This window comes from Arthrobacter sp. TJ-254 (genome assembly GCF_058269175.1).
Genome location: NZ_JBZCNF010000003.1, coordinates 355,357 through 369,570 on the forward strand (window position 1 = coordinate 355,357; position 14,214 = coordinate 369,570).

Below are 14,214 nucleotides of genomic sequence, written 5' to 3' on the forward strand. Positions count from 1 at the left end.
CCTCCGCGTGCCTGCCTCACTGCCTGATCTCCCCCACCTGGGCCAGCTGGTCCTTTTCCTCCTCCTCGCGTTCTACCTTCCAGGCACGCTGGCCCTGCTTCCGCTGCGGATCGGCTGGCCATCGGCGCTTGCACTCGGGCCCGCGGTCACAGTCCTTCTGCTCACCCTCGGCACCCTGATCCTTGCCGCGGCCGGCATACCGTGGACCGCAGCCACGGCGGGGGTCTTCGTTGCCGTCTGCGTGGCCGCAGCATGGGTGGCGGGGCGGTGGGTGCGGCTCGACCAGCCGCTGCTTCAACGCACGACGGCGGCCACCGGTTTCGCAGTCGGGGCCGGGATCGTTGTCGGTTCCGGGCTGACCACCCTCGCCCTCCTGCGGGGAATGGGCGGCATCGGAACAGCCTCACAGGGCTGGGACCCGATCTTCCACTCCAATGCCCTCCAATGGATTCGTGACACCGGCGAGGCAACCCCCTTGAGCCTCACACCCATCTTCGGCGGCGGACGGCCGACCTTTTACCCAGCAGGCTGGCACAGCCTCGTTGCCCTGTATCCCGGGAATCTCGTTGAAGCAGCGAATGCCTCGGCGCTCGTGATCGGCGGGATTCTCTGGCCGGTTGGACTGGCGTTCCTCGCCTCGGTGGTGCTGCCGCGCGTCCCGGCGGCGTGGGCGCTCACCCCGGTCCTTGCCGCTTCCTTCGTCAGCTACCCGTTCTCCCAGCTGCTGCGCAGCGGCCAGTGGCCCAACGGGCTGGCAACGGCGCTTGCTCCGGCCGCCCTCGCGGTTATTCTGCTGCTCTTTCGCCGGACGGCCGGTGCTGAGCCGCGGAGCCGGAGGGAGGTTCTGCTGCTCGTCCTGATCGCGGGCGCCGTGGTGGCGGGATGCGCCGCGGCCCACCCGAGTGTTGTCTTCGCACTTGCCGCAGCAGCCCTTCCTTTTGCCCTAGCCGCCGGAGGCCCGCTGTACCTGCGGGCGCTCCGAGGCAACCGGCGGCGGACGCTTGCCGCCACGGGCGCGGGAGTCGTCGTCGTAATTGCCGGCGGCCTCCTGCTGGGTTCCTCCCGGGTTCTTGCCCGGGTGCTGGCGTACCCGCGGGCGGTCCGGGCCGAGGTCCCCGACTCGCTTGCCCTCGCCTTCTTCGATCTGCCCCGGTTCCCGGCGCTCGTGCCGCCGACGCCGGAGAACTTCAATCTTGCCGTCGGCGTGCTGGCGATCCTCGGGGCGCTCGCGGCGGTTGTCTTCCGCAGGGGGTGGCCGCTGGCCCTTGCCTGGCTGATCTTCGTGGCGCTCTACGTGCTTGCCGCGGGCCCGGAGAACCCGCTGCGGTGGCTGACGGGCGTCTGGTACAAGGACACGCAGCGGATTGCTCCCTTCATTGCGATGACCGGCAGCATTCTCGCGGCACTGGCGGTGGCCCTGATCGCAAGGGCGGTTGCTGCGGCGGTGTCCCGGGCCTGGCTGCAGCGGAAAAGTGCGCCGCCGAAGGGTGCCGCGCCAAACCGGAGGGAAATTACGGTGACCGCCTTCGTCGCCGTGGTCGTCGTCGCCGCTGTGTATTTCGGCTCCTCGAGCTTCCGCTCGGCCGACCGCACGGCGGTTGCCGCCCAGAACTACACCGCCGCGGAGCAGCCCGGCATCGGCAACCTGTCGCGCGGGGAGCAGGAGTTCATTACCCGGGCGGGCGCGCTGATTCCCGAGGACGCCGTCGTGATCGGCGACCCGTTCAATGGCGAAACCTTCTTCTATGCGCTAGCGGGCCGGCAGGTGGTGTACCCGCAGCTGGGTTCGGCGGCAGGGACGAGCGCCGCGAAGGCGCTCCTGCGCACGGAGTTCAACCGGCTTCACGAGGATGAGGCCGTCTGCGCGGCCATCCGGGAGGTCGGGGCGACGCACTTCTACCAGGACCAGCCGGGCGGATCCCATGGCAGTACGAGCCTTGAGGACTGGCCCGGGTTCTACGACGTACCGACCGGCACCGGATTCCGGCCCGTCCACTCCGACGAGACCCGGACGCTCTTCGAAATCACCGCCTGCGCCTAGGTGCCGGCAACCGGCGCGGGCCGCCCAGGTTGCCCGTGCCCGCGGCACTCGGAATACTTGATAGGGCAAATTGTCGAGCCTCCGGTGCACGGAAGACGGTGACCGCCGATGGACAGCAGGGCAGCCCGCGAATATGAGCGCAGGATGCAGCGCGTGGCCGAATACCGCGCGGCCCGCGAATCTGGGGACCCCGAGGCGTACCTCGCCCAGCTGCGCAAGGCCGAGGCGGAGGACGAGCGGGGCCGCCCGGTCTCCGACGATGAGGCGCTCGCCCGCCGGGCGCGCCGCAAGGACGGCGCCGCCCGCGCCGACTACCTCGTGCGCGAGGCCATGGCCCGCGGCGACTGGGACAACCTGGAGTACGCGGGTAAGCCGATTCCGGGGCTGGGGGAGGCCCATGACCCCGACTGGTGGGTCAAGGGCCTGATTCAGCGCGAGAACCTCACCGGGCTCGGGCCGAAGGCGATCCTGCTGCGGACCGAGGATGCCGAACTCGACGGCCGCCTTGACCGTCTCTACACCGAGAAGCAGGTCCGCGACCTCGTCGAGGACTTCAACACCCGCGTGATCGACGCCCGCCGGCAGCTCCTCGGGGGACCGCCGGTGATCACGAAGACCCGTGACGTCGACGGCGAGGTGCAGCGCTGGCGCGAATGCCGCACGGCCAAGGCGGCCGAAGCCCCGCCGGAAGAGCCCCCGGCGCAGGACAAGCGCTCCTGGTGGCAGCGGGTGTGGAAGGGAACGGGCTAAGCGGCTTCCTGGCCGGCTCGAAGGGGCTTGCCCGGCCACTTCTGCCCACTGGCTGTGATCGGTCGGTGGGCATATCCGGATATGCCCACCGACGGGGGCTGGTCGGAGGGCAGGAGTGGCCGGAATCGAAGCAACGCCTCAGACGCTGCTGAGGAAGTCCTGCAGGATCCGCTGCCCGGTGACCACCCCGTGGACCGGCACCCGCTCGTTGATGCCGTGCACGCCGTCCGGCGTCCTGCCCTCAGGGTCGGCGCCCTGCGGCGAGAAGCCGTAGCAGGCGATGCCCAGTGGAGTGAATGCCTTCGCGTCGGTTCCGCCGCCCATGCACCGCGGAACAACGACGGCGGTAGGGTCGTGCCGCTGAAGCGCCGCCCGCATCGCATCGAACCAGGGGGAATCGACCGGCGCCTGCACCGGACCCTGGTGTGAGAGGAAAACCCGCGTGATCCGCTCGCCCAGCAGGCCGTCAAGCACCGCGAGGGTCTCTTCCTCGGTGCCCGGCAGGCAGCGGACGTCGAGTTCGGCCGAAGCGGTTCCCGGAATCACGTTGACCTTGTACCCGGCGGTGAGCACCGTCGGCGTGGCCGAGCACCGGATGGTTGTCCGCGCCACGGCACCCGCGTCACCCATCCGCACCACCGCGGCTTCAACGCCCTCGTCGGTGGTGAGGTCGGCTGGAAAGCCCAGGGCTGCACACGTCTGCTCAAGGTAGGCCCGCACCGTGGGAGTGAGAACGATCGGCCACGCGTACTCGGTGACCCGGTGCAGTGCCCGGAGCAGGTGGGTGACCGCGTTGTCTGCGTTCGGGCGCGAGCCGTGGCCGGAGGTCCCGGTGGTGGTGATCCGCATGTGCATCGTGCCGCGCTCGGCGGCCGCCACCGGGTAGAGCCGCACCTCCTCGCCGGACTCCGAGGTCAGGAAGGTCGGCACTCCGCCCGACTCGCCGATCGCCGCCCCCACCCCGGCGAAAAGTTCCGGGTGTTCGGCCACCAGCCAGAGCGCGCCGTAGTCGCCCTTGTCCTCCTCGTCGGCAACAAAGGCGACGACGACGTCGCGCTGCGGGCCCGTGCCGTCCGCTGCCCACTGGAGGAGGGTGGCCAGGGTCATTGCGACCATGTCTTTCATGTCGCTTGCGCCCCGGCCCCAGATGTAGCCGTCACGGATCTCCCCGGCAAACGGGTCGAGGTTCCACTGCTCCGGTTCGGCCGGCACGACGTCGAGGTGCGCGTGAACGAGGATCCCGGGAAGGGTGCGGTCCGCTCCGGGGACGCGCACGACGACCGAGGCGCGCTCCGGCGTCGGCCCAAGGAGCTGCGGCTCATACCCGGCATTGACCAGCAGGGAGGAGATGAACTCGGCGGCACCGCGCTCGCCCTCGCTCTTGCCCTCACCGTAATTGCTCGTATCAAAGCGGATGAGGGCGGCGCACAGTTCCGCCGTATCGATGCCTGCCATCAGTTCCTCCGGGAGATCGGTATCGGGTCGGAAAAGCCTAAACCACGACTGTATCGCGGGTCACAACACACCCCTGTAAGTGTTTTGCATCACAACAGTCACATGTGTAACTTGTTTACACCGGCGTCCCGGTGCGGTGGCTGCACAGGTCAACGGAGATCTGCCCGGTAATGAGCATCAGCTGGCAGGCACTAGCGAAAGAGAAACCCATGGACTCGAGTTCCACTCCCGCCCCCGCCGGCGGACAGTTTCCCGACGGACGCAGGAGCGGCCGGTTCCGCCGACGCGCGGGAGCCGGCCTCATGGCCGCGGCGCTGGTCCTGGTGCCCGGCGCGCTGAGCGCACCAGCGGCGTCGGCCACCGCCGAACCGGCGGATGCGACAACCCTGAAGCTCGCCCTGACCGGGGACATCGACTCACTCAACCCGTTCCTCGGCGTGCTCGCCGCAAGCACGAACGTCATGGTGCTGCAGTACGAGGGGATCGTGAACTACGGCGCCGACAACAACGAGATCGTCCCCGGCCTCGCCGAGTCCTGGGAAACCTCAGAAGACGGCACCGAATGGACCTACACCTTCCCGAAGGACCGCAAATGGTCCGACGGCGAACCGCTGACGGCGCGCGACGCCGCCTGGACCTTCAACGCCATCAAGGAGAACGACGCCCTGAAGCAGGCAAACGGCTCCCTGCTCGACAACGTCGAGTCCGTCGAGGCGGTCGATGACCAGACGCTCGTCATCACCCTCGAGGAAGCCCAGGCTCCCAACCCCGGCGCGGACCTGGCGATCGTTCCCGAACACATCTGGTCCGAGGTCGAGGACCCCGCAACCTTCGAAAACGCGAAGGACGCGGTGGGCAGCGGACCGTTCACCGTTGTTGACTACAGCCCCAGCTCCGGCGTCCGGATGAAGGCGAACCCCAACTACTGGAAGGGCAAGGCGAAGGTCGACGCCGTCACCTTTGTTCCCTACCGGACCAGCGACGCTGCGGTGCAGGCCCTGCTCAACGGGGAACTCGACGTGGTCAACGATCTGACCCCCGCCCAGTACAAGGCGCTCGAGGGCAAGGACAACATCACGGTCAACGCCGGTGCCGGCCGCCGCTACCAGGCGCTCAACATCAACTCGGGCACCAAGGACGCCGAGGGCAAGCTTATGGGCGACGGCAACCCGGCGCTCCACGACATCGAACTGCGCAAGGCGATCGTCCGCGCCATCGACAATGAAGCACTGCTCGAGAAGGTCCTAGAAGGCCTGGGGGAGCGCGCCACCGGTGAGATCCCCGCGCTTTACCCGCTGTACCACTGGAACACCGACGAAAAGCTTCCGTACAGCTTCGACCCCAAGGCGGCGAACAAGATCCTCGACGACGCCGGCTACAAAATGGGCAGCGACGGAATCCGGCTCGACAAGGAGGGCAAGCCGCTGAAGCTGCGCCTCGCGGGAAGCAACTCGAAGCCGACCCACGCGCAGATGGCCGAATACGTTGTCCCGTGGCTGCGCGATATCGGCATCGAGGCGACGACCGAGATCAAGGCCCCCGGCCAGCTGAACGACGATTCGATCCTCGGCAACTACGACATGTACTTCACCGGCTGGGGCATCGGCCCGGACCCGGACTTCCAGCTCTCCATCAACCAGTGCTCCTCGCGCCCCAACGCTGACGGCACCGGCGCAACGAGCGAGTCCAACTGGTGCTCCCCGGAGTTCGACGCCGTGTACAAGGAACAGCACACCGAGCTTGACCAGGAACGCCGCAGCGAGCTCGTTGTCGAGGCCCAGAAGCTGATCTACAACGCCGCCGTCAACAACGTCCTCTTCTACGCCGACTCGCTTGAGGCCTACCGGTCCGACAAGTTCGAGGCCTTCACCACCCAGCCCAAGGAGGGCGGCGTGATCCTGGCGCAGAACGGGCCGTGGGGCATCTACAGCGCAACGCCGGTCGCGTCGATTGAATCCGCAGGGGCAACCTCCGGCGTCAACCCCGCGGCGGTCATCGTGCCCGTTGTCGGCGTCCTTGCCCTGGGCGGGCTCGGCGCGTTCTTCTTCGCTAAGCGCCGCCGCGCCACGGCAGACGACCGGCAGTAATGTCAACGACGCTCAGCGCCCAGGACCTCACCCCCGGGGGACCGGCACCGGATGAACCGCCCCGGGCGTCGTCGTGGCTCCGCTACGCCGCCCTGAAGGCGGGCGGGGCCGCGATCTCCCTGGTGATGGTGGTCCTGCTCGGGTTCTTCGCGTTCCGCATCCTGCCCGGAGACCCCGTCCGCTCAATGGCGGAGGGGCGCCGGGTCAGCGCTGAACAAATGGACCTGCTGCGCGAGCAGCTCGGCTTCAACGACCCGCTGCTGACCCAGTTCCTGCGCTACATCTCCGACCTGTTCCAGGGCCGGCTCGGATACTCCTACACCTACAACGAGCCGGTCCTGAACCTGATCGGCGCCCGCCTCGGGCCCACACTCCTGCTGACCGGCACTGCGGCGCTGATCTCCGTGGTGCTCGGGCTCTGGCTGGGCCAGCGCGCCGCCTGGCGCCGCGGGAGCCTCTTCGACAAGACCCAGACCGGGCTTGCCCTGATCTTCTGGTCCGTCCCCACCTTCTGGCTGGGCCTGATCCTGCTGCTGATCTTCGGCGGCGGGCTCCACTGGTTCCCCACCGGTGGGATCGTCACGGCCGGCACAACCGCAACCGGGCTGCCGCTCGTGTGGGACGTGATCCGGCACATGACCCTGCCGGTGATCACCATGGTCGCCGTTGTCTACGCCCAGTACCTGATGGTCATGCGGGCCTCCCTCCTCGAGGAGATGACCTCCGACTACCTCATGACGGCCCGCGCCAAGGGCCTGCGCGAAGACGAGGTGCGGCGCAGGCACGCGGTGCCGAATGCACTGCTGCCCACCGTCACCCTGATCTTCCTCACCCTGGGCGGGCTCGTTGGCGGAGCGGTGACCGTTGAGACGGTCTTCTCCTGGCCCGGGCTGGGGCTGCTCACCTTCCAGGGCCTCTCCGCCCCCGACTTCCCGCTCCTCCAGGGGACCTTCGTTGTCTTCTCCTCGATTGTGATTGTGATGAACTTCCTCGCAGACCTGCTCTACCGTGTCCTCGACCCGCGGCTGCGCGCCGCATGAGCACCCCAACCGGAACCCCGCCCCGGCCGGCCGCACCGCGGGTGAACGTCGCCGCGGCACGCCGCCGGCAGGCCCTCGCCGACGGGTGGAAGGAGTTCGCCCGCCAACGCTCGGGGCTGGCCGGACTGATCATCCTGCTCGCCGTCGTCGCCCTTGCCCTCACGGTTCCGCTGTTCGCCCCGGCCAGCGTCCTTGACGTCACACAGGTCACCGCCGGGCGCAACGAACCGCCAAGCCTCGCCAACCCGCTCGGCACCGACCCCGCCGGACGCTCGGTGCTCGCGCTGCTGATCTGGGGCGCCCGCATCTCCCTTGTGGTCGGCTTCGCCGCAACCCTGGTCTCGATGGTGATCGGGACGGTCATGGGCATGGCGGCAGGGCACTTCACCGGCCCCACCCAGGCCGTGCTCATGCGCCTGATCGACTTTTTCCTCGTGGTTCCCGGGCTGGTGCTCGCCATCGTGCTCTCAAGCGTCATCGGCCCCGGCATCCTCACCATCGTCGTCGCAATCGGCGTCACCTCCTGGGCCGGAACCGCCCGGCTGGTGCGTTCCCAGACACTCACCGTCGAAGCCCGCCCCTACATTGAGCGGGCCTGGGCGTTGGGTGCCTCGGACGGGCACGTCATTGGGCGGCACGTGCTTCCCGCCGTCATGCCGCTGGTCCTGGCGAACACCACGCTGACCGTCGGCTCGGCGATCATCGCCGAATCAACACTGTCCTTCCTCGGGCTCGGTGATCCAAGCAGCATCTCCTGGGGCGCGATGCTCAAATCCGCCCTCGACACCGGCGCCGCGACCGGCGGCTACTGGTGGTACGTGCTTCCCCCCGGCGTCGCCATTGTGATCGTGGTCCTGTGCTTCACGCTCGTAGGGCGCGCCCTCGAATCCGTTATCAACCCCACCCTGCGAGGACGCTAATGGCCCGGCTCGAACTCAAGGACCTGCGCATCACCTACGCCACGCAGACCGAGGGCGGCCGGGGAACCGTCACCGCCGTCGACGGCGTGAACCTCACCGTCGAGCCCGGAGCCACTGTCGGCATCGCGGGGGAGTCGGGGTGCGGGAAGTCCACCCTCGCCGTATCGGTGCTCCGGCTCCTGCCCGCCAACGCCGCAATCGAGGGCAGGATCCTGCTCGGCGAAGACGACATCTCAACGCTCAGCTGGGGCAGGCTGCGCTCGGTCCGCTGGACCGAAGCGGCGATCGTCTTCCAGGGCGCAATGCACTCGCTCAACCCGGTGCGGAAGGTCCGCGACCAGATCGCCGAAGCCCTGCGCATCCACGCCACGGGCGACAGCAGCAAATACAAGGATGAAGCGGTGCGGATTGCCCGCGTCAACGAGCTGCTGCAGCAGGTGGGCCTTCCCGTCTCGAAGGGTCTCTCCTACCCGCACGAGCTCTCCGGTGGCCAGAAACAACGCATCATGATGGCCATGGCACTCGCGTGCGAACCGGAACTGCTCATCGCCGACGAGCCGACGACGGCGCTGGACGTCGTCGTGCAGGCGCAGGTGCTTGATCTGCTCACCTCCCTGGTGCGTGATCGCGGGCTCTCGCTGATCATGATCAGCCACGACCTCTCGGTGCTCGCCGCGACCTGCGATCGGATCGTGGTGATGCAGGACGGCCGGATCGTCGAGGAAGGCCCATCCGCGGAGGTGATGCGGAACCCGCAGCACCCTCACACGGCGGCGCTGGCGTCGGCGTTCCCCACCATCGGCGACCCTTCGTCCCGGTTGCGGCTTCCGACCTACACAGCTCCCAACGCGCCGGGCGCGGATCAGTCGGATGACGCTGGACGAACCGCCGCGCCGTCACCGTCCGGAGTCTCCGCTGCGCTACCGACGGATAGCGCAGTGCCGTCACCGGTGCTCGAGGCCCGGAATCTCTCGGTCCGGTTCGGTGGGCGCGGCGGAGGTGGGACGAACGCCGTGGACGCCGTCAACCTCACCTGCAATGCCGGCGAGATCGTGGCACTGGTTGGGCAGTCGGGCTCGGGCAAGACCACCCTGGCCCGGACGCTCCTCGGGCTGCAGAAACCCACAAGCGGGGAGGTCCTGTACCGGGGGAAGGCGCTCGAACACCGGCGCAAGGCGCTCAAGGCCTACCGCCGCGCCGTGCAGTTCGTCCTCCAGGACCCCACAGCGGCCCTGAACCCGAAGCACTCCGTCTACGAGGCGGTGGCCGAGGGGCCGCGTCTTCACCACCTTCCGGGAGACGAACGCGGGCTCGTGGCGGCGGCGCTGGCCAAGGCCGAACTGAACCCCCCAGAGAAGTACTTCACCGCCATCCCCCAGGAACTCTCGGGCGGGCAGCGCCAACGCGTTGTCATCGCCGGTGCGCTTGCCCTCGACCCCGAGTTCCTCGTTGCCGACGAACCCGTGGCGAGCCTCGACGCCTCGGTGCGCGCCGGCGTCCTGGCCCTGTTCCTGCGGCTGAAGTGCGAACTCGGCCTCGGCGCGCTCGTGATCACCCACGACCTCGGGCTGGCGTGGAACATCGCCGACCGCGTGGTGGTCATGTACGAAGGGCGCATTGTCGAGGAAGGACTGGTTGAGGACGTGCTGCTGAACCCCCAGCACGAGTACACGCGGAAACTGCTCAGCGTGGTGCCGACGAGCTCGGGGAATCTCGCTGACGCCGTGCAGCCGGAGGGCGCCCGATGATCCTGGGCCGAACACCCGGCCCCAAAGCGGTGGCGGCGGAACCTGCTGCCGCAGGGCCGGACGTTGTCGCGGCGCGGCCGGAACTTGGACCGCTGAAGGTGGGGGACCGCGTGGGTCTCGCCTCGCCGTCGGGTCCCGCGGACGCAGAGAACGTTGACCGCGCCGTGCGGCTGCTCGAAGAGTGGGGCCTCGTGCCGGTGCTCGGGAAGCACGCCCGGGACACCGACGCCCGGGCGTCCTACCTCGCCGGTTCCGACGCCGCCCGGGCCGCGGACCTGCAGCAGCTCGTCTGCGACGACACGATTGCCGCGGTCTTCTGCATCCGCGGCGGATACGGCGCGGTGCGGATCCTCGACCTGCTTGACGCCGATGCGCTGTGCGCGGCCCGCCCCAAGCCGCTGATTGGCTCCTCCGACGTCACGGCGCTTCACGAGTACTGGGCTGAGCAGCTGGGACTGGCCACCTGGTTCACGCCAATGATCGCCACCAAGGCCCTGCTCGATGACCCGGCAGCACGCGACGGCGTCCGCGAAGCGCTCTTCACCCCGTACTCCGGGCGGAGCATCACCGGCCCCGCGGCGGAGTCGCTGGTTCAGGGGGAGGCCTCCGGAGTGCTGACCGGCGGAACGCTGAGCCTGATCGCCATGACCTTCGGCGCCCGAGGCCGGCGCGCTGCCTCGAACACCGGCAGGATCGGCCTGCTCGAAGAAGTCACCGAGGACGTCTACAAGCTCGACGGACTCCTGACCTCACTGCTGCGCGCAGGCTGGTTCGATGGAATGGCGGGCATCGCCCTGGGATCGTGGCACGAGTGCGGGGAACTGCATGAAGTGAAGGCGCTCGTGGAGGAACTTCTGGTGCCGCTCGGCATTCCGCTGGTCTGGGAATTAGGATTCGGGCATGGCCCGGCCGCCGCGAGCATCCCGCTGGGCATCCCGGCCACCCTGATCGCCGACGGGAGCCCTCGCCTTGTCCTATCCTGAATTGCCCGGGACCAGCCTCCCTGCATCTCCACGCCTTCAGCCAGGCGCAGGGGTTCGACGGTCGGAGGACGGTCTGGATTCCGCCGACGCACCGTGTTTCGTTGATGCGCTCGCCGAGGACCTTCGGTCGATCCTTGCCAATGAAATCGGCAAGGGTGCCTCGCCGTCGGCGGTTGCCGCCGTCGACGTCGCCGGCCTCACCGTCGGCCCGATTGCCGAAGGCAGCGCCGTCGCCTTTGGCAGCGACGGCGCTGCGCTTCCCGCTGGGGACTGCGAGCCTGCCTGCAGGGATACCGTCTATGACCTCGCGTCGGTCTCGAAAATCGTCAGCACCCTCGCTGTGCTGTCCCTCGTGGGTGACGGGCTCCTGGACCTCGATGGGCCGGTCGGAAACCACCTTCCCGCCTTCCGGAGCGGGGGCCGCGCGGCGGTCACCCTGCGTCACCTGCTCACCCACACCTCCGGGCTGCCCGGCACGTGGGAGGGCTGGCGCACGCTGCCCGCCGGCACCGACCGCGCGCGTCTCCTCGATGACCTGCTCGCCGTTCCGCTGACGACGAAGCCGGGGACGGCGTTTGCCTACTCCTGCGTCGGCTACAACACGGCGATGGCCCTTGCCGAGACCGTCACCGGACGGCGGTGGGCGGACCTCGTCGAGGAAAAGGTGCTGGGACCGCTGCGTGAACTGGACCCGCGGACGGCGTCGCTCACGTACGCGCCGCGGCCCGATGAGTGTGCCGCGACCGAATACCAGCCGGAACTCGGCCGCGGGATGGTGCGGGGCATCGTCCACGACGAGAGCGCCTGGATGCTTGGAGGCGGTGCGGCAAACGCCGGACTGTTCGGCACCGCCGAGGCCGTGCTGGGACTCGGGACGGTCCTCCGGGACGCCCCGGAAAGCCTGCTTCCGGCTCCGCTGGCGGACCAGCTCTGGAACGATCAGCTGCAGGACCTGATCGGACCCGAGCGGGCGGCGGACGCCGGATTCGGCCACGGGCTCGGTCTGCGCATCGGACAGCTTGAGTGGATGGGCGCCTCCGGTGCCGCGGCACGCGGACACAACGGGTTCACGGGTCCCTCGCTGCTCATGGACCGGACCCGGTCGGTGACCCTTGTGCTCCTGGCCAACCGGGTGCACCCCAGCCGGATTCCCAACACCATGGGGCCGTTCCGGTCCCGCATTGCCGACGCGGTGTGCGCGTGGGCGGACGCCGAGCAGAAGGCAGCACAGTGAGCATCGTTTCGGACTACAGCGACGGGGTCCCGCACATCTCGTACTGCATCACGAGCCTGGGGGGCGATGTGATCGCCCAGAGCAGGGCCGACACCCCGGTGTATGCGGCGAGCACGATCAAGCTCGCCGTGCTCATCGCGGCGCTGCGCGCCGTCGACGCCGGCCGGCTGCAGCTCAACCAGATGCTCACCTCGCAGCTGAGATTCACCTCCGCGGTGCCCGGCGCAGGCACTTTCGACTTCGAGGTCGATCCTGACGAAATGGACGGCGGGATGCCGCCGGCGGGCAGGCCCGTGTCGTTGCGCCAGGTGCTGCGGCGGATGATCGTCGTCTCCTCGAACGAGGCAACCAATATGGCTGTCGAGCTCGTCGGCCTGGCCGCGGTTCGGGAGGCCCTCGAGGTGTGCGGTGCCACCGCTTCGAAGATGGAACGGCTCTTTGGCGACCTGGCGGGACTCGAGGCGGGCCTCACCCAGCAGACGACAGCGCGGGATCTTACGGCGATCATGAGCGCCATCGTGACGGGCAGGGCGGCGGGCCGTTCGAGCACGCGGTTCATGGTGGAGCTGCTGCAGGCTCAGGAATACAGCCTCATCGGGCCGGCGCTGCCGCCCGCTGCACGGTGGGGCTCAAAGTCAGGGTGGGTCACTGGCATCCGCCACGACGTCGCCTTCATCCAACCATGTGAGGGGATTGACCCGCAGGACGGGTTCATCCTCGCCGTGTGCACCCGCGCGTATGGGGAGGATGAGGCGACGACGGCGATCGCCGCCCTGTCGCGTCTGGCATGGGAGCTGTCCCGAACGTCGCCGGGTGGCACGGGCGCGAATTCATGGCCCGGGGACGGATCAGCCGGCGACGCTGCGCCCGTCGGCCACGGGCGCAGTTGATCTGAGGAACACCCCCTTTGGTGGAACCACCGCGCCACGAAAGCAAACAGCACTGTCATCACGAACAGGGCCACGATCATTACGGCATTGAAGAATGACGCTATTTCCCTCGACAGGACCTGCCCGGCAAAAAGAACCAGAAGGGCCGGAGCCACGAGCAGTTGTTTTGCGAGGCCCTCCCGGATCTGAACGGCAGCCCCTCGAAGGACCGGTAGCCACTCCGCCCTGACTGCATCCTTGCCCAAGATCTGCCGGCGGATCTGCTTCACTTCGCCGGCGGTCAGCTCTACGGTCACTCCAAGCCGTCGGGGCTGGACCATCGGGCTTACCTTTTTGTTCCCGTAGATAAAACCTCCAACAGCGGCACCGGAAGCTGCCAGCGTCAGCCCTGTAGTGACTCCTGCAGAAAGGAAAGCACCATCGGTCTCGGGCCACAGAGCCGCTAACGCAAGGACAATCCCCACTCCGGCAAGAAGGGTCAGTGGGAAGTACACGAGGAAGTATCGCCGGAGAGCATTCCCTACTCCGAGGTCCCTCAAGCCCTCCGACCTCACGGCCGCTCTGGCCCAGCGGGCCTCCGCCCCAGCATCCGGTTCCCGCATCCTCGGCCCCATTTCGTCGTCGAACAGAGTGCAATGATAGGCGCACGCCAGGATAAAGCGGCCGAGGGCAAGGTGTGGAATCCGCAACGATCGCGCCAATGGTGTTGTTCCGCGCCGCCGGTGGTGTTCAACTGAGGCTTTATCAGCACATCTATACAAGGGGGATCACATGGCCGCTACGAAGATGGCACAAATGACAATGCGCTGGGGGATTATCGTCGGTGTGGTTGGAGTGTTGTTGATAGTGATCAGCCCGCAGGTCTTTGCCAATTTCGGGGCACCCTCGATGGAGGGGGCACCGGCCGCTGTTACATTCTCGATTCTCTACACAGTTGTATCGGTGGCGTTCCTGCCATTCTCTGCCGCCCTCGTCGGCGCATCCCTTGTCATGCGCCATGCAGCATCGCTAGCCTCAAGTGCCTCAAAGAAGGAAACCCGGCAGGACCACACCTCGGCCGACTAGC

11 protein-coding genes are annotated in these 14,214 nt (G+C 68.1%); 10 read left to right on the forward strand and 1 reads right to left on the reverse strand.

Annotated elements, in window-relative coordinates; translation table 11 throughout:
* Positions 1 to 7 precede the first annotated feature (7 nt).
* Both AC4D14_RS10265 and AC4D14_RS10270 read left to right on the forward strand, forming a co-directional pair.
* Positions 8 to 2,041, forward strand: coding sequence for a DUF6541 family protein (locus tag AC4D14_RS10265; RefSeq protein WP_490901987.1), 2,034 nt, complete (start codon positions 8 to 10; stop codon positions 2,039 to 2,041).
* A 108-nt stretch (positions 2,042 to 2,149) separates the two neighbouring features.
* Complete coding sequence (locus AC4D14_RS10270; protein WP_490901989.1) at positions 2,150 to 2,791, forward strand: DnaJ family domain-containing protein; 642 nt, start codon at positions 2,150 to 2,152, stop codon at positions 2,789 to 2,791.
* A 138-nt stretch (positions 2,792 to 2,929) separates the two neighbouring features.
* Here the strand turns inward: AC4D14_RS10270 and AC4D14_RS10275 are convergent, their stop codons facing one another.
* Positions 2,930 to 4,246, reverse strand: a complete 1,317-nt coding sequence (locus AC4D14_RS10275; protein ID WP_490901990.1) for a M20/M25/M40 family metallo-hydrolase — start codon at positions 4,244 to 4,246, stop codon at positions 2,930 to 2,932.
* A 209-nt stretch (positions 4,247 to 4,455) separates the two neighbouring features.
* Here AC4D14_RS10275 and AC4D14_RS10280 point away from each other — a divergent pair, with 209 nt between their 5' ends.
* From AC4D14_RS10280 to AC4D14_RS10315, 8 genes are all read left to right on the forward strand, one after another.
* The gene (locus tag AC4D14_RS10280) at positions 4,456 to 6,333 is read left to right on the forward strand and encodes an ABC transporter substrate-binding protein (protein WP_490901992.1); all 1,878 of its coding nucleotides are present in this window, start codon (positions 4,456 to 4,458) and stop codon (positions 6,331 to 6,333) included.
* Entirely contained in the window at positions 6,333 to 7,373 is a 1,041-nt protein-coding gene (locus tag AC4D14_RS10285) for an ABC transporter permease (protein ID WP_490901994.1), read from the forward strand. Before AC4D14_RS10280 ends, AC4D14_RS10285 begins: the two co-directional genes overlap by 1 nt.
* On the forward strand, positions 7,370 to 8,293 hold the full coding sequence (locus AC4D14_RS10290; RefSeq protein ID WP_490901996.1) for an ABC transporter permease: 924 nt from the start codon (positions 7,370 to 7,372) through the stop codon (positions 8,291 to 8,293). Before AC4D14_RS10285 ends, AC4D14_RS10290 begins: the two co-directional genes overlap by 4 nt.
* Complete coding sequence (locus AC4D14_RS10295; RefSeq protein WP_490901998.1) at positions 8,293 to 10,041, forward strand: ABC transporter ATP-binding protein; 1,749 nt, start codon at positions 8,293 to 8,295, stop codon at positions 10,039 to 10,041. Before AC4D14_RS10290 ends, AC4D14_RS10295 begins: the two co-directional genes overlap by 1 nt.
* Positions 10,038 to 11,024, forward strand: coding sequence for a S66 peptidase family protein (locus AC4D14_RS10300; RefSeq protein WP_490902001.1), 987 nt, complete (start codon positions 10,038 to 10,040; stop codon positions 11,022 to 11,024). The genes AC4D14_RS10295 and AC4D14_RS10300 overlap by 4 nt, the downstream gene beginning before the upstream one ends.
* A gap of 1 nt (position 11,025) precedes the next feature.
* The gene (locus AC4D14_RS10305) at positions 11,026 to 12,258 is read left to right on the forward strand and encodes a serine hydrolase domain-containing protein (protein ID WP_490902003.1); all 1,233 of its coding nucleotides are present in this window, start codon (positions 11,026 to 11,028) and stop codon (positions 12,256 to 12,258) included.
* The gene (locus AC4D14_RS10310) at positions 12,255 to 13,148 is read left to right on the forward strand and encodes a serine hydrolase (RefSeq protein WP_490902004.1); all 894 of its coding nucleotides are present in this window, start codon (positions 12,255 to 12,257) and stop codon (positions 13,146 to 13,148) included. The genes AC4D14_RS10305 and AC4D14_RS10310 overlap by 4 nt, the downstream gene beginning before the upstream one ends.
* A gap of 771 nt (positions 13,149 to 13,919) precedes the next feature.
* Entirely contained in the window at positions 13,920 to 14,213 is a 294-nt protein-coding gene (locus AC4D14_RS10315) for a hypothetical protein (RefSeq protein ID WP_490902006.1), read from the forward strand.
* Position 14,214 lies beyond the last annotated feature (1 nt).

What these genes read in the sequence shown, in the direction of transcription:
- AC4D14_RS10315 (WP_490902006.1), top strand. Translation starts at nt 13,920, where the DNA reads ATGGCCGCTACGAAGATGGCACAAATGACAATGCGCTGGGGGATTATC.
- AC4D14_RS10300 (WP_490902001.1), top strand. Translation starts at nt 10,038, where the DNA reads ATGATCCTGGGCCGAACACCCGGCCCCAAAGCGGTGGCGGCGGAACCT.
- AC4D14_RS10275 (WP_490901990.1), bottom strand. Translation starts at nt 4,246, where the DNA reads ATGGCAGGCATCGATACGGCGGAACTGTGCGCCGCCCTCATCCGCTTT.
- AC4D14_RS10290 (WP_490901996.1), top strand. Translation starts at nt 7,370, where the DNA reads ATGAGCACCCCAACCGGAACCCCGCCCCGGCCGGCCGCACCGCGGGTG.
- AC4D14_RS10295 (WP_490901998.1), top strand. Translation starts at nt 8,293, where the DNA reads ATGGCCCGGCTCGAACTCAAGGACCTGCGCATCACCTACGCCACGCAG.
- AC4D14_RS10270 (WP_490901989.1), top strand. Translation starts at nt 2,150, where the DNA reads ATGGACAGCAGGGCAGCCCGCGAATATGAGCGCAGGATGCAGCGCGTG.
- AC4D14_RS10285 (WP_490901994.1), top strand. Translation starts at nt 6,333, where the DNA reads ATGTCAACGACGCTCAGCGCCCAGGACCTCACCCCCGGGGGACCGGCA.
- AC4D14_RS10280 (WP_490901992.1), top strand. Translation starts at nt 4,456, where the DNA reads ATGGACTCGAGTTCCACTCCCGCCCCCGCCGGCGGACAGTTTCCCGAC.